The organism is Kribbella polygonati, from assembly GCF_050320105.1.
Taxonomy (GTDB): Bacteria; Actinomycetota; Actinomycetes; order Propionibacteriales; family Kribbellaceae; genus Kribbella.
Map to the genome: position 1 here is coordinate 1,967,208 of NZ_CP190129.1, position 18,244 is coordinate 1,985,451.

At 69.7% G+C, this 18,244-nt stretch carries 17 protein-coding genes; 13 read left to right on the forward strand and 4 right to left on the reverse strand.

Annotated elements, in window-relative coordinates:
- The first annotated feature begins 3 nt into the window (after positions 1 to 3).
- Positions 4 to 1,098 (forward strand): epoxide hydrolase family protein, encoded by a 1,095-nt coding sequence (locus tag ACQHIV_RS09230; RefSeq protein ID WP_427893053.1) that lies wholly within the window; start codon positions 4 to 6, stop codon positions 1,096 to 1,098.
- A gap of 25 nt (positions 1,099 to 1,123) precedes the next feature.
- Complete coding sequence (locus ACQHIV_RS09235; RefSeq protein WP_427893054.1) at positions 1,124 to 3,334, forward strand: FUSC family protein; 2,211 nt, start codon at positions 1,124 to 1,126, stop codon at positions 3,332 to 3,334.
- Here ACQHIV_RS09235 and ACQHIV_RS09240 read toward each other — a convergent pair.
- The 3 genes from ACQHIV_RS09240 to ACQHIV_RS09250 form a co-directional block, all read right to left on the reverse strand.
- On the reverse strand, positions 3,297 to 4,460 hold the full coding sequence (locus ACQHIV_RS09240) for a GDSL-type esterase/lipase family protein (RefSeq protein ID WP_427893055.1): 1,164 nt from the start codon (positions 4,458 to 4,460) through the stop codon (positions 3,297 to 3,299). The two genes, ACQHIV_RS09235 and ACQHIV_RS09240, sit on opposite strands and share 38 nt — an antisense overlap.
- 1 nt (position 4,461) lies before the next feature.
- A complete protein-coding gene (locus ACQHIV_RS09245) occupies positions 4,462 to 5,223 on the reverse strand; it encodes a WHG domain-containing protein (protein ID WP_427893056.1) in 762 nt (253 codons plus the stop codon).
- Positions 5,224 to 5,317: 94 nt separating this feature from the next.
- Positions 5,318 to 5,689: an RNA polymerase-binding protein RbpA gene (locus tag ACQHIV_RS09250; RefSeq protein WP_130448290.1), complete on the reverse strand. Its 372-nt coding sequence runs from the start codon at positions 5,687 to 5,689 to the stop codon at positions 5,318 to 5,320.
- A gap of 211 nt (positions 5,690 to 5,900) precedes the next feature.
- Between ACQHIV_RS09250 and ACQHIV_RS09255 the strand changes: the two genes are divergently transcribed.
- From ACQHIV_RS09255 to ACQHIV_RS09270, 4 genes are read left to right on the forward strand one after another with little or no spacing between them, the layout of a single operon-like run.
- Positions 5,901 to 7,286 carry an efflux RND transporter periplasmic adaptor subunit gene (locus tag ACQHIV_RS09255; protein WP_427893057.1) on the forward strand — a complete coding sequence of 462 codons (1,386 nt, stop codon included), beginning with the start codon at positions 5,901 to 5,903 and terminating at the stop codon, positions 7,284 to 7,286.
- Complete coding sequence (locus ACQHIV_RS09260) at positions 7,276 to 7,968, forward strand: ABC transporter ATP-binding protein (protein ID WP_427893058.1); 693 nt, start codon at positions 7,276 to 7,278, stop codon at positions 7,966 to 7,968. The genes ACQHIV_RS09255 and ACQHIV_RS09260 overlap by 11 nt, the downstream gene beginning before the upstream one ends.
- The gene (locus tag ACQHIV_RS09265) at positions 7,968 to 9,197 is read left to right on the forward strand and encodes an ABC transporter permease (protein WP_427893059.1); all 1,230 of its coding nucleotides are present in this window, start codon (positions 7,968 to 7,970) and stop codon (positions 9,195 to 9,197) included. Before ACQHIV_RS09260 ends, ACQHIV_RS09265 begins: the two co-directional genes overlap by 1 nt.
- A 13-nt stretch (positions 9,198 to 9,210) precedes the next feature.
- Positions 9,211 to 9,762 (forward strand): hypothetical protein, encoded by a 552-nt coding sequence (locus tag ACQHIV_RS09270; protein ID WP_427893060.1) that lies wholly within the window; start codon positions 9,211 to 9,213, stop codon positions 9,760 to 9,762.
- Between the two features lie 95 nt (positions 9,763 to 9,857).
- Here the strand turns inward: ACQHIV_RS09270 and ACQHIV_RS09275 are convergent, their stop codons facing one another.
- Positions 9,858 to 10,649, reverse strand: coding sequence for a class I SAM-dependent methyltransferase (locus tag ACQHIV_RS09275; RefSeq protein WP_427893061.1), 792 nt, complete (start codon positions 10,647 to 10,649; stop codon positions 9,858 to 9,860).
- A 48-nt stretch (positions 10,650 to 10,697) separates the two neighbouring features.
- Between ACQHIV_RS09275 and ACQHIV_RS09280 the strand changes: the two genes are divergently transcribed.
- The 7 genes from ACQHIV_RS09280 to ACQHIV_RS09310 all read left to right on the forward strand — a co-directional run bounded on the left by ACQHIV_RS09280 (position 10,698) and on the right by ACQHIV_RS09310 (position 18,225).
- Positions 10,698 to 11,276, forward strand: coding sequence for a TetR/AcrR family transcriptional regulator (locus ACQHIV_RS09280; protein WP_427893062.1), 579 nt, complete (start codon positions 10,698 to 10,700; stop codon positions 11,274 to 11,276).
- A gap of 115 nt (positions 11,277 to 11,391) precedes the next feature.
- Positions 11,392 to 12,717, forward strand: coding sequence for a sugar ABC transporter substrate-binding protein (locus ACQHIV_RS09285; RefSeq protein ID WP_427893063.1), 1,326 nt, complete (start codon positions 11,392 to 11,394; stop codon positions 12,715 to 12,717).
- Positions 12,714 to 13,652 carry a carbohydrate ABC transporter permease gene (locus ACQHIV_RS09290; RefSeq protein ID WP_427893064.1) on the forward strand — a complete coding sequence of 313 codons (939 nt, stop codon included), beginning with the start codon at positions 12,714 to 12,716 and terminating at the stop codon, positions 13,650 to 13,652. The genes ACQHIV_RS09285 and ACQHIV_RS09290 overlap by 4 nt, the downstream gene beginning before the upstream one ends.
- Positions 13,649 to 14,515: a carbohydrate ABC transporter permease gene (locus ACQHIV_RS09295; RefSeq protein ID WP_427893065.1), complete on the forward strand. Its 867-nt coding sequence runs from the start codon at positions 13,649 to 13,651 to the stop codon at positions 14,513 to 14,515. The genes ACQHIV_RS09290 and ACQHIV_RS09295 overlap by 4 nt, the downstream gene beginning before the upstream one ends.
- 3 nt (positions 14,516 to 14,518) lie before the next feature.
- Positions 14,519 to 15,982, forward strand: coding sequence for a polysaccharide lyase 6 family protein (locus tag ACQHIV_RS09300; protein WP_427893066.1), 1,464 nt, complete (start codon positions 14,519 to 14,521; stop codon positions 15,980 to 15,982).
- Entirely contained in the window at positions 15,979 to 16,818 is an 840-nt protein-coding gene (locus ACQHIV_RS09305; protein WP_427893067.1) for an AraC family transcriptional regulator, read from the forward strand. Before ACQHIV_RS09300 ends, ACQHIV_RS09305 begins: the two co-directional genes overlap by 4 nt.
- A 9-nt stretch (positions 16,819 to 16,827) precedes the next feature.
- Positions 16,828 to 18,225 carry a polysaccharide lyase 6 family protein gene (locus ACQHIV_RS09310; RefSeq protein ID WP_427893068.1) on the forward strand — a complete coding sequence of 466 codons (1,398 nt, stop codon included), beginning with the start codon at positions 16,828 to 16,830 and terminating at the stop codon, positions 18,223 to 18,225.
- Positions 18,226 to 18,244 lie beyond the last annotated feature (19 nt).

The window sequence follows — 18,244 nt, forward strand, 5'->3', positions numbered from 1 at the left end:
CCGGTGAGCGAGATCGAGCCGTATCGGATCGCTGTACCGCAAGCCGCGCTAGATGATCTGCAGTACCGCCTCGAGCATGTTCGATGGTCCGACGAGATCGACGGCGCCGGGTGGGACTACGGTTCGCCGGTCGCGGAGCTGAAAGAGCAGGTCGAGTACTGGCGGACCAGGTACGACTGGCGGGCGACGGAGACCCGGCTCAATGCGTACCCGCAGTTCACGACGACGATCGACGGCCAGCGCATCCACTTCCTGCACGTCAGGTCGGCGCGTCCCGACGCGTTGCCGCTGATCCTGAACCACGGGTGGCCGGGGTCGATCGCGGAGTTCCTCGACGTGATCGAACCGCTGACCACCCCGGGCGACGACGGCATCGCCTTCGATCTGGTGATCCCGTCGCTGCCGGGGTTCGGCTTCTCGGGCCCGACCAGCTCGCGCGGCTGGAACCCGCAACGGATCGCCGCGGTCTGGGCGGAGCTGATGCGGCGACTGGGGTATCAGCGGTACGGCGCGGCCGGCAACGACTGGGGTTCGGACATCGCCCCTGAACTCGGCCGGGCGGCGCCGGCGGCGGTCGTCGGCGTCCACGTCACGCAGATCTTCTCCGACGTCGCGGCGTCGGAGTACGACCGGACCTCGGACGAGGAGCGGGCCGCCGTCGAGGAACTCGAGTGGTTCCAGGAGAACATGGATGCCTACGGCTACCTGCAGACCCAGCAGCCGCAGTCGCTGGCGCACGCGCTGACCGATTCGCCGGTCGGTCTGCTCGGCTGGCACAACCTGATCTACCGCGGCGACCTGGATCATGACTTCGTCCTGACCAACGTGATGATCCATTGGCTGACGGGGACCGTGGCGTCCGCGATGCGGATCTACTACGAGAGCGACAGGAGCACCAAGCCACCCGAGCCGACAACGGCGCCGCTGGGGCTCGCCCAGTTCCGTGACGACATCCACGCGGTCCGCCGCTTCGCCGAGCGCGACCACGCCAACATCGTGTCCTGGAACGTGTACGACACCGGCGGGCACTTCGCCGCGCACCAGGAACCGGAACTGCTCGTCGACGACCTGAGGTCGTTCTTCACTCCACTGCGCTGACACGAGCACGTGCGAAAGGTGAGAGATGCGGCTGGTCGAGTGGTTGCGTCGGCGGGATCCAGGGCTGGCGGCGACGCGGCGGGCGGGGCGGACCGCGGTGGTCATGCCGGTGTTGTTCGCGTTCTGTGCGGGGGTGCTGAAGGCGCCGACGGTGGCGAGCTTCGCGGCGTTCGGGGCGTTCGCGATGTTGTTGCTGGTGGACTTCTCGGGGAGTACCGGGCAGCGGATCCGGGCGCAGTTGCAGTTGGCCGTCGCGTGGCTGGTGCTCGTGTCGCTCGGGACCTTGGCGGGGTACTCGGTGTGGTCGGCCGTCGTGGTCACCGCGGTGGTCGGGTTCGTCGTGTTGTTCTCGGGCGTGGTCAGTTCGGTCCTAGCCGGTGCGGGTACGTCGTTGTTGCTGTCGTTCATCCTCTCCGTTGCCACGCCGGGATCGCTGTCCACGCTGCCCGACCGGCTGGCCGGGGTCGTGATCGCGGCCGTCGCGGCGGTCTTCGCGGTGACGTTCCTCTGGCCGCGGACCTCGGTCGATCCACTCGGGGCGCCCGCCGCACGGGTGTGCCGGGCCGCGGCGGCGCAGTTGCGGTCGGAGGCGCTGGACTCCGTCGACGTGTGCGCCGTACGCACCCGGGAGACCGCGACGCTGATCGAGGAGTTGCGCCGTACGTTCACCGGGACGCCGTACCGGCCGACCGGGCTGTCCACCGGGTCGCGCGCGCTCGTCCGGCTGGTGGACGAGCTCACCTGGCTGAGCGGCATCCTCGACGAACCGGGGCCGGAGGCAACAACCTGCGACGGTGCGTCCGCCGCCGTGCACCTGGCGGCCGCCGACGTCCTCGAGCTCAGCGCCGACCTGCTCGAGAACGGCTCCGGGGACGTCGGCAAGCTGACGAGCGCGACCCAGGTACTCCGTGACGCCGTCGCGAGGCTGGAAGACGGCGCTGTCGACCGGCTGCCGTCGACGTACCGCTCCGAAACCGACCTCCTCGGCAGCCTGAACGTCTCGTTCCGCGCCCAGGAGGTCGCGTTCGGCGTACTGCTGATCGCCCAGAACGTCGAGACCGCCCGCCGCGCCGCCCAACGCCCGTGGACCGACCGCCTCCTCGGCCGCGACCCGGGCGCCCTGGCCGGTCCGTTCGCCAGCGCCACCGAACGCGCGGCCGCGCATCTCGAACGGCATTCGGTCTGGCTGCACAACAGCATCCGCGGCGCGGTCGGCCTCGCCGCGGCCGTCGCGCTCGCGAACCTCACCGGCGTGGAGCACGGCTTCTGGGTGATCCTCGGCACCTTGTCGGTACTGCGGTCCAACGCGCTCAGCACCGGCCAGAACGCGTACCGCGCGATCGGCGGCACGGTCGTCGGGTCGATCATCGGCGCCGGCCTGCTGCAGTTGATCGGCGACAACCGCACCGCGTTGTGGATCCTGCTGCCGATCGCCGTGCTCGTGGCCGGGATCGTCCCGGCGGCGATCTCGTTCGCGACCGGGCAGGCCGCGTTCACGGTGACGCTGGTGATCCTGTTCAACATCGCGCAGCCGGAAGGCTGGTCGCTGATCCTGTTCCGGATCGGCGACATCGCCCTCGGCTGCGCGGTGAGTGTCGCGGTCGGCCTGCTGTTCTGGCCGCGCGGCGCGTCGAAAGCGGTCGGGAAGGCACTGGCCGAGGCGTACGTCGACAGCGCGCAGTACCTCGTCAGCGTCGTCGGGTACGCCGTGTCGTGCTGTGCACCTGGTCCGCGGATGCCGCAGGACGGCCGGCGCGCGGCCGCCGCGGCGCGACGGCTGGACGACACGTTCCGCACGTACCTCGCCGAGCGGGGCGCGAAGACCGTGCCGTTGAGCGAGATGACCGCGCTCGTCACGGGTGTGGTCGCGGTCCGGCTGGCCGCGGACGCCGTACTCGAACTCTGGGAGCGGTACGCCGACGGCCGGCCCCCGTCGGACGACCGAGCCGCGGCGCAGGCGGCGCTGCTCGCCTCGGCGGACCGGCTGCTGCGGTGGTACTCGACCCTGGCCGGCGCGCTCGACGGGCGGTCGTCGGTGCCGGAGCCGTTGCCGCACGACTACCCGGCGAAGACCCGGCTGGTGGACGCCGTACGGAACGACCTGTACGACACCGACGACCAGGCGACACCGACCGCGATCCGGATCCTGTGGACGAACGACCACCTGGAGGTTGTCCGCCGCCTGCAGCCGAGCCTTGTTACAGCTGCGACGGTGGGAACGGACCCTTCGGGCTGAACGCGTACTCGGTGAAGCGGTCCGCCATCACCTGGTGCGTCTCGGCGTCCGGGTGCAGGTCGTCGCGCAGCGGGTGCGCGGCGTTGTCGGCCTCGCCGTACAGCGTGCGGCCGTCGAGGTAGTGCAGGTTCGGGTCGGTCAGCGCGCGCTGGGCGACGATCCGGTCGAGCTCGGCGCGGATCACCGAGAGCGTGAGCTTGCCGGCCGGTACGTCGTCCGGATTGCCGGTGGCGGTGAACGCGATCTCTCCGGCGGCGAGTGCCTCCAGGTTCCAGCCGGTCGGGCCGGGGGTGTCCTCGTGGATCGGGCAGAGGATCGACGAGACGACCACCAGCGGCGTGTCCGGGTGGCCGTCGCGGATCGTGTCGAGGAAGCCGTGCACGCCGGGCGTGAACGTGCGCAGCCGGAGGCTGTCCGAGTTCACGATGTTGATGCCGAGCTTCACGCTGATCAGGTCGGCGGGCGTGTCGCGGATGGTGCGGGCGAGGAACGGCTGCAGGTACGCGCTGCCGCCGAAGCCGAGGTTGACCAGCTCGACGCCGGCCTGGGCCGCGACCAGGGCGGGCCAGGTGCCGGTCGGGTGGGTCGCGTTCGAGCCGTGGCTGATCGAGCTGCCGTGGTGCAGCCAGACGCGACCGGCCGGCGGCACCGGCTCGACCGGCTGATCGGTGCGCAGGGCAACGAGTTCGGTGGTCTCGTCGTGCGGGAGCCAGATCTCGACGGTCTTGGGTACGGCGGCCAGCCCCTCGACGCGCAGCGTCTGCGGCAGGCCCTGCCGGGTCTCGGCCGACCCGGTCATCAGGTCGATCGTGATCACATCGCCCTCCGGAGCGGTCAGCTGGGTGACCAGTCGGCCGTCGACGAGTACGTCGTACACGCCGTCCGGGCGCCGGGGAGCGCCGGTGTAGTCGCGCTTCGTGGGGAGGGTGTCGAGCTCGATCCGGGTGGCGGCGGTGCGGAAGACGAGGCGTACGCCGGACGGCTGGGTGTCGACCATGTCCATCTGCGGGTCGACGTACTGCGCTCGCGCCCAGGCGGGGAGGCGGTGCGGCAGGAAGCCGCGCGCGGTCGGCTCGAGGTCGAGGGCGCCGCGGAGGAGGTCGAGGGTGAGGGGGACGGTCTGCATGTCAGCTCCAGGTCCGAAGGAGGGCGTCGAGGGCGTCGAGGATGCGGGGCCAGCTGTCGGCGCTGTCCGGCTTGCTGTAGCTGAAGGAGCCCGCGAGTTCGAGGGAGATGTAGCCGTGGACGACGCTGCCGATCAGTCGTACGGCGTCGGTCTGTTTGGGTTCTTCCAGTTGGTATCCACGCAGGACGGCCCGCCAGAGCTCCGAATGCCTCCGCCCAGCCTCCACGTACTCCGTTCCCAGGACCGAGGTGGTGGGGGCGCGGCGAGCGCTGACCCCTGGCTGAGGTGGGGTGGGGGTGTGGCGGGCGCTGACCCCTGGCTGAGGTGGGGTGGGGGTGTGGCGGGCGCTGACCCCTGGCTGAGGTGGGGTGGGGGTGTGGCGGGCGCTGACGCCTGGCTGAGGTGGAGTGGGGTGGACGCCGATCTCTGGGCCAGGTGGGGTGGGGGTGTGGCGGGCGGCGGTGTAGCGGCCGGGGTGGGTTTGGGCGTAGGTGCGGTAGACGTTGGCCATCGCGGTGAGGGCGTCGGCGCCGGAGCGGCCGGCGAGGGCGGCCGCGGCCTGGTCGGCGAGTTCGGTGAGGGCGACGGTGGCGATCCGGGTCCTCAGGTCGTCGGAGTTGCGGACGTGCGAATACAGGCTCGCGACCTGTACGTCGAAGCGCCGGGCCAGCGCCGACACGGTGACCTGCTCGAACCCGACCTCGTCCGCCAGCTCCGCACCCGCCTGCGCCAGCCGCGCACCGCTCAACCCGACTCTTGCCATATCTCATTATGTATTTGCCTAAAGTCTTTAGGCAAATCGCGACAAGAAGAAACCCTCACCGCGCCGTTGCGATGAGGGTTCCGTGGGGTGTGGCTCAGGCGGTGCGCTTGGTCCGGTGCAGGTGCGCCGGGCCGATCTCACCCTTGCGGAGCAGCTCGACCCGCTCCGCCAGCAGCTCCTCCAGCTCCGAGATGCTCCGGCGCTCGCGCAGCATGTCCCAGTGCGTACGGGCCGGCTTCTCCTGCTTCGGCTCCGGCTTCTCGCCGGTGGAGCGGGCGGCCTCGCTGCCGCAGTGCGGGCATTCCCAGACCGCGGGCACCTCGGCGTCGTGCGCCATGGTGACCTCGACCACGTGGCCGCGGGGGCAGTCGTACGTGATCATCTGGCGCGGCGCGAACTCCACACCCCGGTCATCCTCGAAGCTGACCCCACCCAGCCCCGAACCACGCAGTACGCGATTAGACATGTCAAACCTCCGAGATCGTCATCCGTGCCAACGGTCGGCCGGCCCGGATCATTCCCATTTTGGCATGTCCGAGCCATATGTACGCACCTGACAGCCCGTCGTGACCTGCTGTCATCGACTGTTCACAGATTCCAAATCGATATCCGGTTCCCAGCCAGTTGCCAGGAAGTGAGGATCTCCTCCTCAGCAATCGTCCTTAGCCTCAGCGTCCATGGTGCTACCCCGCCACAAGATCCGTGGCCTCAGTTTCGTGAACGTGGCCCTGGTGGCCATTGTGCTGGTCATCGGCGTGACCGCCTACTTCCTGCTCTTCAAGAAGGACCCGCCGGCCGCCGGTGCGACCCGGCCGTCGGTTGCCGTCCAGCGCGGCGAGGTCACCGCGAGCGTGAGTTCCAGCGGCACCCTGCAGAGCTCGACGACCGCCTCGCCCGCGTTCGAGACGTCCGGCACGGTCACCCAGGTGCTGGTCAAGGTCGGCCAGGTGGTCGCGAAGGGCGCGGCGATCGCGAAGGTCGACCCGGCGTCGGCCGACCGGCAGCTGGTGATCGCGCAGCAGAACCAGATCGCCTCGGCGAACTCGGTGACCGCGGCGGAGCAGACCCTCAGCGACGCGCAGACCGCCCTCGACGCGGCCGAGGCGGCGTCGGCCTCCCCGTCGCCGACACCCACGCCGTCCAACGGTCAGCAACAACAGACCCAGAGCCAGAGCCAGTCTCAGGGTCAGGGGCAGAGTCAGAGTCCGGAAGTTGCCGTCAGCAACGCCCAGGCGAGCCTGGCCAAGGCCAAGGCAGACAAGGAGCAGGCCGACCAGAACGTCGACGCCGCCCAGGCCGCGGTCGACGCGACCACGCTGAAGGCGCCGATCGCCGGCACCATCACCGCGATCAACGGCGCGGTCGGCTCGGTGACCGGCGGCTCCAGCTCAGGTTCAGGCAGCGGCGGGCAGGGCTCGACCTCAGGTCAAGGTTCATCCTCGACCTCCAGCAGTACGTCGACCACGGCGGGCACCGGCTTCGTCGACATGGCCGACCTCAAGTCGCTCCAGGTCGTGGCCGCGTTCGCGGAGGCCGACGCGATCAAGATCAAGGCCGGCCAGTCCGCCACCGTCACCCTGAACGCCCAGCCAGGTACGACGTACACGGCATCGCTGGCGTCCGTGTCGCCGACGCCGACGACCACGAACGGCGTGGTGTCGTACTCGGCGACGTTCAGCCTCGCGAAGCTCCCGGCCAACGCCCGGATCGGCCAGACCGCGAACGTCACCGTGCAGACCGCGAAGGCCACCAACGCCCTCTACGTGCCGAGCACGGCGATCACCACGACCGGTACAACCTCGACGGTGACGATGGCCAACGGTGGCGGGACGCGGGACGTGACGGTCGGCGTACGTGGCGACAGCTACACCCAGATCACCTCCGGCCTGAACGAGGGCGACCAGGTCGAGCTGCTGACCGGCTCGATCGGCGGCACCGGAACCCAGAACGGCCAGAATCGGACCGGGACCGGACAGCTCCCCGGAGGCGGCGGCCAGTTCCCCGGCGGCGGCCTCGGCGGCGGAGCCGGCGGCGGCGCAGGTGGAGGCTTCCGTGGCCGGTGACGGGCTGATCGACATCCGGGGCGTGACCAAGACCTACGGTCACGGCCACACCGCGGTACACGCGCTCCGGGGCGTGTCGCTGCGGGTCGACGCCGGCGAGTACGTCGCCGTGATGGGCTCGTCCGGGTCCGGCAAGTCGACGTTGATGAACATCCTCGGCTGCCTCGACGTACCGACCCGAGGGGAGTACTGGCTGGACGGCAGTGACGTCGCCCGGCTGACCGAGGACCAGCAGGCACTGGTCCGTGGCCGCAAGATCGGGTTCATCTTCCAGTCGTTCAACCTGATCCCGCGGACCACCGCGCTCGCGAACGTCGAGCTGCCGCTCACCTACGCGCACGTGCGCCGGTCCGAACGCCGCAATCGGGCCAACCGGGCGCTCGACCTGGTCGGACTCGCCGACCGGACCGACCACCGGCCGAACGAGCTGTCCGGCGGTCAGCAGCAGCGGGTCGCGATCGCCCGCGCGCTCGCCACCGGCCCGCGGATCCTGCTCGCCGACGAGCCGACCGGCAACCTGGACGCGCACTCGACCGACGAGGTGCTGGGCATGTTCGACGACCTGCACGCGCAGGGCCGGACGATCGTCGTGATCACCCACGAGCACGAGGTCGCGGCCCGCGCCCGGCGGCTGGTCACGGTCTCCGACGGCCGGATCGTGTCCGACGAGGTGACCCGCTGATGTCACCCCGCGATCTGCTCGCCGCGGCGCTGCGCGGCCTGACGGCGAACAAGCTCAGATCCCTGCTGACCGTGCTCAGCGTCTCGATCGGTGTCGGCGCGGTCATCGTGCTGGTTGCGGTCGGCAACGGTTCGGCGAAGGCCGTGCAGAACCGGCTCGAGGCGATGGGGACGAACCTGCTGACGGTCTCCACGACCGGTGGCGGCGGTGGCTTCGCGCGCGGTCAGGCCGGTCCCTCCAACCAGCAGTACAGCCTGACGCTGGACGACGCCGCGGCACTACGTGACAAGAACCTCGCACCCGACGTCGACTCGGTCGCACCGGTGATGACGAGTTCGGCCACGGCGACGAACGGGGACACCAGCTACACGATCAGCCAGGTGATCGGTACGACTCCGCAGTACATGCCGGCCACGAACACACCGGTCGGGACCGGGCAGTCGTTCACGCAGTCCGACGTGGACACCTCGCAGCGGGTGATCCTGCTCGGGCAGACGGCCGCCACCGAACTGTTCACCAGGCCGAACGCCGCCGTCGGGCAGACGGTCAAGCTCGGCGCCGTCGACTTCACCGTCATCGGCGTCCTGGCGAGCAAGGACAGCACCGGGTTCAACGACCCGAACGCGACCGCGATCGTCCCGATCAACACCCTGCGCGCGACCCAGGCCGGGTACGGGGCGCTGAGCCAGATCGTCGTCCAGGCGGCGAACAAGGACCGGGTCAGCGCCGCGCAGGAGGAGGTGACGGAGCTGCTCACGGCCCGCCATCAGGTGCCGGCGACCGAGACGTCACCGTTCCGGATCCAGAACTCGGCGCAGATCCTGCAGACCAGCCAGGACACCGCGGCGACCTTCACCGCGCTGCTCGCGGCGGTGGCCGCGATCAGTCTGGTCGTCGGCGGCATCGGTGTCACCAACATCATGCTGGTCACCGTCACCGAGCGGACCCGCGAGATCGGTATCCGCAAGGCGCTCGGGGCGCGCCGGCAGACCATCCTCGGCCAGTTCCTGATCGAGGCGACACTGCTCAGCCTGCTGGGCGGCGGTGTCGGGGTCGGGGTGGCGCTGATCGTCACCCGCTTCCAGCTGTCCGGCGTCCAGCCGGCGCTGGTGCCGTCGTCGATCGGACTCGCGCTCGGCGTGTCCGCGGCGGTCGGCCTGTTCTTCGGCAGTATGCCGGCGCACCGAGCCGCCGGTCTCCGTCCCATCGACGCACTACGACACGAGTGAGAGGCCCCCAGCTATGAGTGACCAGACGCCCGACGAGTTCGCCCAGATCGGGTCCGACGAGGAGGTCGAGGCGGCCCTGCAGCCGAAGAAGACCCTCAACCTGCCGCTCGCGACCGCGATCCTGGCCGGCATCGTGGTGCTCGCCGTCGGCCTCGCGGGCGGCGCCGGCATCCACGCGGCGTTCGCGTCGAACAGCACGTCCAACCAGCCGCAGGCCGGGCGCGGCGGCTTCGGCGGCGGGTACGGCGGGTACCGCGGCCAGAACGGCGGCACCGGGCAGCCCGGCCAGGGGCAGTTCCCCGGCGGTGGCGGGACGATCGGCACGGTCGTCTCGGCGACCAGCACCGAACTCGTCGTGAAGACCCAGACGGGCAACGTCACGGTGAAGCTCACGGGCGACACGACGTACGAGATCACCTCGAAGGGGACGGCGGCCGACCTGAAGGCGGGCGAGCAGGTGGTCGTCAGCGGCCAGAACTCGAACGGCACGATCACCGCGAACACCGTCCGGCAGGGATCGTTCGGCGGATTCCGCAACCCGAACGCGACGCCTTCGTCGCGCTGAGGACCCCCAGGCCATCACAACCGGCCACGTCTCCCGCCGCTGAGCGTGGGGCGCGGCGTTGAGGGCGGATTGTGATGGCCTGGCCGTCCGCCTTTTCAGGCGCGGGTGGCGATGAGGGCGACGGCGGTGGAGTCGAGCGTGAAGCTGCCACCGTACGCGTCGATCGCGGCGCCGGTGCGGTCGAGGACGGTGCCGAGCTTGCCGGCGTCGGCGAGCGGCTTGGCCATGCCGCTGGTGCGCAGCTGGTCGAGCCATTCGTCGCGGGTGTACGCGCGGGACCAGGGGAAGACCGGGCGTTCGACGTCGGTGAACGCGGCGCCGAGGCCTTCGGCGGTGCGGTCGAGGAAGTGCTCGTAGGCGCCGAGCGGTGCCGCGGCCGCACGGGAGGCGGCCGGGTTGCCGGGGAGTACGTCGCGGTGCACCGCGGCGAACGCGGCGCCGAGCTCGGGCGGTGGCTGGAGGACGTACCAGAAGACCGCGAACGTCCCGCCGGGGCGCAGCGCCTCGGCGGCCTTCGCGGCACCGGCGACCGGGTCGATCCAGTGCCAGGTCATGCCGGCGACCAACGCGTCGTACGTCCGGCCCTTCGGGTCCCAGGACTCGAAGGACGAGACCTCGACCTCGACGCCGGTGGTTCGTGCGTACGCCGCCATCCGCTCGTCGACCTCGACGCCGAGCACGCGACACCCGGCCGCCTGAAGCTGCCGAGCCGCGATCCCGGTTCCGCAGCCGACATCCAGGACTTCCGGTCCGGGGCTCTTGGCAACAATCGCGTCGATCAACGCGTCGGGGTACGTCGGTCGCGCGCGGTCGTACAGCCCGGGATCGGTGCCGAAGGACTCGGCCATGTCCCGCCGCTGATGGGGTTGTGGCGGTAGAGTGGGCATGTGCCCACAGTAGTGGGCGGTCGCCCACTACTGTCAAGGACGGTTCGGATGCCCACCGGTGTGGCGATGCGGGACGCCCGCGAACTGCTGTTCGACGCGGCCGAGCGGGTGCTGCTCCGGGAGGGGCCGGAAGGGCTCACCAGCCGGGCGGTGACGACCGAGGCGGGATGCGCGAAAGGCCTGCTGCACAAGCACTTCACGGACTTCGACGGGTTCCTCGCGGAGCTGGTGCTCGACCGGATCCGGCGGCTGCACGCCCAGGGCGAGGCGCTGCTGGCGGCGGCGGGGCAGGGGAGTGTCGTCGAGAACCTGACCGGCATGCTGACCGACCTGTTCGGCTCGGTCGCGGTCGCGATCGTCAGCCTGACCATCTCGCGCGACGGCCTGCGCGCGCGGCTGCGGAACGACGTGCCGACCGGCGTACCGATCCTGAGCGAGGCCGGCCAGGTGATCCGGGACTACCTGGCGGCGGAGCAGACGTACGGCCGGATCCCCGCCGGTACCGACACCGACGTACTCGGGCTGACGCTGATCGGCTCCACCCATCTGCTGTTCGCCGACCGCACCGGAGTCCGCCCGACCGCGGACCAGGTCGCCGCCTTCGTGCGCTCCGTCGTCCCCGCCTGACGACCGCAGAGATCCGATGAGTCATTGACGAGTTCGCCTGGAAAGCGCTATCTTCCGACGAAATGAGGCCCAAAAAGTACAAATCTGGCCTCTCGAGATGGAAGTTGGCACGACTGTGATCAGGTCATTCAAAGTGCTGGCCGCGGGGGTCGGGGTCGCCCTGACACTGGCCGCCTGCGGTACGAACGGAGCCGCCAAGGCGGAGCAGGACCCGAAGGCGCCGCTCGAGCTGTGGACCCGGACCACCCCGGGCGGTGACGGCGAGAAGGGCATGAAGAAGCTCGCGGCCGCCTTCGAGAAGGAGACCGGGCAGAAGGTCGAGGTCACCGCGATCTTCGACGACTTCGAGACCAAGCTGGCCCAGCGCGCCGCGCAGAAGGACCTGCCGGACATCGTGATGAACGACTCGTCCCAGCTCGGCACGATGGTCAGCCAGGGCATCGTCCGCGAGGTCGACCTGTCCCAGATCAAGGGCAGCGACCAGCTGCTCGAGCCGGCTCTGGCCGCCGCCCGCGCGACCGACGGCAAGACGTACGGCGTCCCGTACTCCGCGCAGGCCTCCGCGCTGCTGATCCGCAAGGACTGGCTGAAGAAGGTCAACCTGACCGCTCCGACGACCTGGGACCAGATGGTCACCCTGGCGAAGGCTTTCACCACCCAGGACCCGGACGGCAACGGCAAGGCCGACACCTACGGGCTGGCCGTCCCCGGCTCGACCAAGCGCGGGTACGCGTCCTGGTACTTCTCGAACTTCCTCTGGGCCGGCGGCGGTGACTTCGTCGCGAAGGGTGCCGACGGCAAGTACAAGCCCGCGATGACCACGCCGGAGTCGGAGGCCGCCACCAAGTGGTTCCGCGACCTGGCCTGTACGTCGAAGGTGATCCAGCCCGGCGCCGCGACGATGGACACGCCGCCGACCAACGAGACGTTCGAGGCCGGGAAGACCGGGATGTACGTCGTCGGCCCGTACCTGATGCCGCGCTTCGACTCCTCGCTCGGCAAGGACAAGTACGAGGTCGTCCAGATGCCGAAGGGCCCGAAGGACTCGACGGTGCTGGCCGAGGGCGGCAGCGTCTACCTGATGGCCGGCTCGAAGAACGAGGCCGCGCAGAACGCGTTCGCGTCGTACGCGATCTCCGAGGCCGGTCAGAAGATCGGCATGGAGGGCGAGAAGGCGTTCATCGTGCAGCTGCCGGTGAACAAGAACGTCGACATCAGCACGGTCCGCCCCGACCCGCGCTGGAAGCTGTACGCCGACGTGTACAAGGAGAACGGCCGGTACGCCCCGTCCGTACCGAACTGGACGCCGATCCGGCAGAGCACCGCGGACACGGTGAACGCGCTGATCGCGGACTGCAGCCTCGACCTGGACTCGGAGCTCAAGAAGCTCGACCAGAAGCTCGGCGACACCCTCGACCAGCAGGGCATCGGCGCGTCGTGAGTGTTCGGGAAGCAACGCGGTCGACGGCACCGGCGCCCAGCGCGCCGGTGGCCGCCGGCCGGCGGCGGAGGCGGAACGGCCAGTGGTGGATCCCCTGGCTGTTCCTGGCTCCGGCGCTGGTGCTGTTCGTGTACTTCAAGTTCATCCCGATGGCGCAGGCGATCGGGATGTCGGTACAGGAGGTCCGCCCGTACCTGGGCAACCGGTGGGTCGGCGGCGCGAACTACGCGGAGATCCTGAGCGACGGCGGGTTCCGCTCGGCCGCCTGGAACACCGTGGTGCTCGCGGTCGGACAGACGGCCGGGTCGATGATCCTCGGGTTCTGCCTGGCGCTGCTCGTCGAGGGGCAGACCCGCAAGCTGAGCTTCATCCGGTCGGCGGCGTTCCTGCCGGTCGTCGTACCGCTGGCCGTCACCGCCGAGCTCTGGCGGATCATGTACCACCCGACCGGCGACGGGCTGATCAACCAGGTCATCGGGCTGGTCGGACTCGGGCCGTCGGGGTTCATCAACGACCCGCACACGTCGCTCGCCTCGATCGCGGTGACCGGGATCTGGCGCGGGGCGCCGTACGACATGATGATCTTCCTGGCCGGGCTGGCGGGGATCGACCGCGGGCTGTACGAGGCCGCGACGGTGGACGGCGCGTCGACCTGGAAGCGGATCCTGCACGTCACGCTGCCCGGGCTCCGGCCGGTGTTCGCGATCCTGTTCGTGCTGGCCGCGGTGCGCGGGTTCCGGACCTTCACCGAGGTGTTCCTGCTGACCAACGGCGGGCCGAACGGCTCGACCGAGGTCGTGATGACGCTGATCTACAAGCTGGGCCTGGAACAGAGCCGGCTCGGCGTGGGCTCGGCCGGTGCGGTGCTGCTGTTCGCCGCGACGCTCGTGCTGACCATCTGCGTCCAGTTGCTGCGACGGAGGAGATCCGCATGAGTGCTGCCACCGAGACCGCGCTCGGCCTGACCGAGAGCAAGGGCGCCGGCGCCCGGATCGCGAAGTTCGTCATCTACGCGGGGTTGTTCACGGTCTTCGCCGGGCCGTTGCTGGCGCTGCTGGTCGGCTCGTTCAACCACGTGTCGGACCCGACCCAGCTCAGCGTCGTCCCGAAGACGCCGACACTGGACAACTTCCGGATCGCGTTCGACCACGGCGTACTGCGGTACCTGCTGAACTCGTTCTTCGTCGTCGGCTTCGGGCTGCTGCTCCAGGTCGCGGTGTCCGTGCTGGCGGGGTACGCACTGGCGCGGAAGAAGTTCCCGCTGATGACGCTGGTGATGGTCGCGATCCTGGCCACGATGATGCTGCCCGAGGAGATCCTCGCGCTGCCGCTCACGCTGGTACTCGCGGACCTGCCGCTGGTGCACCTGAACCTGATGGGCACGCTGGCCGGGATGATCGTCCCGCTCGGTGCGTGGGCGTTCTCGATCCTGGTGATGACCGAGTTCATGAAGGACGTACCGCGGGAGCTCGAGGAGGCGGCCCGGATCGACGGCGCCGGCGAGTTCCGGATCTTCGGGCAGATCATCCTGCCGCTGTGCAAGCCCGCGCTCGGGGTGATCGGGGTGTTCGGGTTCACGATGATCTGGGACCAGTACCTGCTGCCGCTGCTGGTCGCGCAGAACGCCAAGGCCTACACGCTTCCGCTCGCGCTGCGGACGCTGCGGATCGACCCGGCGGTCACGCCTGGCGTCGTACTCGCGGCGTCGTTGCTCGCACTGCTTCCTTCCGTACTGGTGTTCCTCTTCTTCCAACGTTCGTTCGCCCGGGGCCTGACCTCCGGCGCACTCAAGGGGTGAGACATGGATCGTCGTACCTTCGTCACAGCAACCGCCGCGGCCGGCGCCGCCGGCCTGACGGCCGCCGCGGGGGCGCTCCCGGCCTTCGCCGAGCCGCCTGCGGCGGGTGGAGCGGGGGCGGGGCCGCAGGGCCGGCTCGTTCGTTCGCTGGACGAGCTGCGGGCCGCGATCGCCGCCGCGACTCCCGGGTCGGTGGTGACGGTTGCTGATGGCACCTATGAGGTGACCGAGGCGATCGCGATCACCGGTAAGCGCGGGACCTGTGACGAGCCGATCGTCGTACGGGCGGAGTCCGTGGGCGGCGTCGTACTGACGGGGGCGCAGAGCTTCGTGCTCAGTGCGTCGTCGGACGTGACGATCAGCGGGTTCGCGTTCCGCGGGCAGACGTCGACGTTCGACGTGCCGCCGGACTGCAAACGGATCCGGCTGACCCGCAACGACTTCCAGTTGGCCGACGTCGACGGTCTGTACTGGGTGATGCTCCGCGGCGACCACACCGAGTTCGACCACAACGAGATCCACGACAAGTCGAAGCTCGGCATCTTCGTGGGCATCGAGGGCGCCGGCACCGACCAGATGGCGGTCGGCGTCCACGTCCACCACAACTACTTCCGCGACCACACGTTCCCGGGCGACAACGGCGGCGAACCGATCCGGCTCGGGGTCAGCCCGCGGGCGCTGTCGACGGCCGCGGCGGTCGTCGAGCTGAACCTGTTCGAACGCTGCAACGGCGACCCCGAGGCGATCTCGGTGAAGTCGTCCGGCAACACCGTGCGGCACAACACCTTCCGCGACAGCATGGGCGGCATCGTGCTGCGGCACGGGAACGGCACCCGGGTCGAGGGCAACTACCTGCTGTCCGGCCGGAACGGGATCCGGATCTACGGCAACGACCATCTGATCGTCAACAACTACGTCGAGAAGATCAGCAACGCCGGCGTCGTGCTAGGCAGCGGCAGTGTCCGGGACCACTACCCGGGCGAGCCGTCGAAGTCCCGGACCGGCAACGACGCGCCTGACCGGGTGCGGATCGCGCTGAACACGGTGCTCGACTGCGAGTCCGGGATCGTCGGCGAGAGCCACCGGACCCTGCCGCCGCTGGACTGCGCCGTGACGGACAATCTGTTGGTGGCAGACAGCGGAGAGTTGGTGAACATGCCGTTCCAGGACGGCATCACCTGGTCGGGCAACATCCACTGGGGACAGGGTACGGACGGCAACGCACCCGCGGTCGCCTTCACCCGCGTCGACCCGCGGCTCGCGCCCGGGACGGACGGCGTACGGCGGCTGACGCCCGGAAGCCCCGCGATCAACGCGGCGTCCCGTGCGTACCCGGAGGTGCCGCGGGACCTGGACGGCGACCACCGGACCGGACGGGCCGCGGACGTCGGTGCGGACGAGTACTCGCCGCGCCGCCCGGCGTACCGCCCGTTGACCCCCGCCGACGTCGGACCGCACGCGCGATGAGCGGTGTAGTCGGGGAGCAGGAGATCATCCGGTCGTACCTGGACCGGCTGCGGCTGGACCTGGTCGTCGCGGCCCGGATCACGAAGGTGCACCGCGAGTGGTCGCGGGCGCTGATGCCCGATCCGTTCTCCCGGCTGTACCTGATCCTCAAGGGCGAGGGCCGCCTCGTCGTCGGGGACCAGGAGCTGTACCCCCGGCCCGGTGAGCTCGTGTACACCCCGGCCGACGTGCCGGTGTCGTACGAGACGATCAGCGACAACGTGTTCCGCAAGCACTGGCTGCACTTCTCGGCGCTGATCGGCGACCGGGACATCGGCGAGCTGATCACGTTGCCGTACATCGTCACGAGCAAGGCACCGGACGAGGCGGCCGCGCTGTTCGAGCAGGTGGGCGCGGCGGACCGGGACCCGCCCGGGCTGTCCACGCCGCTGCGGATGCGGTCGGCGCTGACCGCGCTGTTCGCGCACTTCCTGGAGAGCGCGCCGGCGGGCTCGGTGCGGCTGTCGCCGCAGCAGACGACCGAGTCCGGGATCGTCAAGTACATCCAGGACAACCTCGCCACGCTGCCGAGCGTCGAGGAGCTCGCGCGGGTGTTCGGGTACGACCTGGCGGCGTTCATGCGGCACTTCCGGACCGAGTTCGGGCTGTCGCCGAAGCAGTACATCAAGCGGGCCAAGATCGAGTGGGCCCAGCGTGAGTTGTCCACGACGGCGCGGCCGATGGAGGAGATCGCGGCCGCGGTCGGGATGGACCAGTCCTATTTCTCGAAGGTCTTCCGACAGGTGAGTTCGGTCACCCCGAGCGAGTACCGAAAGTTGTACCGCCCAAGCAGCTAGGAGACTCGTATGGATCGTCGTACCTTCTTGATCAGTAGTGGGGCCGTCGCACTTGCGGTGGGGAGTGCAACCCCGGCGTTTGCTGCGACCGTCACTTCGTTGGCGCAGTTGCAGCAGGCGATCGACACGGCGGCGGCCGGGACCACGATCACGGTCGCCAACGGGACGTACGCCGTACCGTCGGGGTCGCCGATCACGGTCAGCGGCCGGCAAGGGCCGATCACGATCGTGGCGCAGAGCCGCGGCGGGGTGACGTTCACCGGGGCGCAGAGCTTCGTGTTCAGCGGGTCGTCGGACGTCACGCTCAGCGGCTTCGCGTTCCGGCAGACCACGACGCTGGAGATCCCGGCGGACTGCCCGCGGATCCGGCTGACCCGCAACGACTTCCAGCTCGCGACCGCGGACGGACAGCACTGGGTCGTGGTCCGCGGCGACGACGCGAAGATCGACCGGAACACCTTCCACGACAAGTCCACGGCCGGCGTCTACCTGGTGATCGACGGCCCGGGCACCGAGGCGATGGCGCAGCGGACGTACATCCTGCGCAACTACTTCCGCGACCACACGTACGGCGGCCTGAACGGCGGCGAGCCGATCCGGCTCGGCGTCAGCGCACGGGCGCTCAGTACGGCGGACGCGACCGTGGAGTACAACCTGTTCGAGCGCTGCAACGGCGACCCGGAGGCGATCTCGGTGAAGTCGTCGGGCAACACGGTCCGGTACAACACGATCCGGTCGTCGGTCGGCGGGATCGTGCTCCGGCAGGGGAACGGGACCCGGGTGGAGAGCAACTATCTGGTGGCCGGCAGCAACGGGATCCGGATCTACGGGAACGACCATCTGATCGTCAACAACTACGTCGACGGGGTCGGTAGCGCGGGCGTGGTGCTCGGCAGCGGGACCGAGCGGGACCACTACCCGGGGGAACCGTCGAGCTCGCGGACCGGGAACGACGCGCCGGACCGGGTCACGATCGTGCTGAACACGCTGCGGAACAACAACCAGGCGATCGCGGGGGAGAGCCAGCGGACCGTCCCGCCGCTGGGTTGTGTGATTGCCGACAACCTGCTCGTCGGCGACAGCGGGCAGCTGGTGTCGATGCCGTACCTCGACGGGCTCACGTGGTCGGGCAACATCCTGTGGGGTGGAGCGTCGAACGGGAACATTCCGTCGGGGTTCACCCGGGCCGATCCGAAGCTGGTGGCGGGCTCGGACGGGGTGTACCGGCTCGGTGCGGGCAGTGCGGCGATCAATGCGACAAGCCTCGACCACTCCAGCCAGGTGACGGACGACCTGGACGGGGAGGTGCGGACGGCGCCGTACGACGTCGGAGCGGATGAGTACTCGACAAGCCAACCGCTCCGTCGGCCTCTGACTGCTACAGATGTGGGGCCGAACGCTGCGTAGCCGTAGCTGATGCTGGTGG

Excerpts from the sequence above, each read along its gene's own strand:
- ACQHIV_RS09235 (WP_427893054.1), top strand. The coding sequence starts at position 1,124 with ATGCGGCTGGTCGAGTGGTTGCGTCGGCGGGATCCAGGGCTGGCGGCG.
- ACQHIV_RS09240 (WP_427893055.1), bottom strand. The coding sequence starts at position 4,460 with ATGCAGACCGTCCCCCTCACCCTCGACCTCCTCCGCGGCGCCCTCGAC.
- ACQHIV_RS09245 (WP_427893056.1), bottom strand. The coding sequence starts at position 5,223 with ATGGCAAGAGTCGGGTTGAGCGGTGCGCGGCTGGCGCAGGCGGGTGCG.
- ACQHIV_RS09250 (WP_130448290.1), bottom strand. The coding sequence starts at position 5,689 with ATGTCTAATCGCGTACTGCGTGGTTCGGGGCTGGGTGGGGTCAGCTTC.
- ACQHIV_RS09255 (WP_427893057.1), top strand. The coding sequence starts at position 5,901 with ATGGTGCTACCCCGCCACAAGATCCGTGGCCTCAGTTTCGTGAACGTG.
- ACQHIV_RS09265 (WP_427893059.1), top strand. The coding sequence starts at position 7,968 with ATGTCACCCCGCGATCTGCTCGCCGCGGCGCTGCGCGGCCTGACGGCG.
- ACQHIV_RS09270 (WP_427893060.1), top strand. The coding sequence starts at position 9,211 with ATGAGTGACCAGACGCCCGACGAGTTCGCCCAGATCGGGTCCGACGAG.
- ACQHIV_RS09275 (WP_427893061.1), bottom strand. The coding sequence starts at position 10,649 with ATGCCCACTCTACCGCCACAACCCCATCAGCGGCGGGACATGGCCGAG.
- ACQHIV_RS09280 (WP_427893062.1), top strand. The coding sequence starts at position 10,698 with ATGCCCACCGGTGTGGCGATGCGGGACGCCCGCGAACTGCTGTTCGAC.
- ACQHIV_RS09295 (WP_427893065.1), top strand. The coding sequence starts at position 13,649 with ATGAGTGCTGCCACCGAGACCGCGCTCGGCCTGACCGAGAGCAAGGGC.
- ACQHIV_RS09300 (WP_427893066.1), top strand. The coding sequence starts at position 14,519 with ATGGATCGTCGTACCTTCGTCACAGCAACCGCCGCGGCCGGCGCCGCC.
- ACQHIV_RS09305 (WP_427893067.1), top strand. The coding sequence starts at position 15,979 with ATGAGCGGTGTAGTCGGGGAGCAGGAGATCATCCGGTCGTACCTGGAC.
- ACQHIV_RS09310 (WP_427893068.1), top strand. The coding sequence starts at position 16,828 with ATGGATCGTCGTACCTTCTTGATCAGTAGTGGGGCCGTCGCACTTGCG.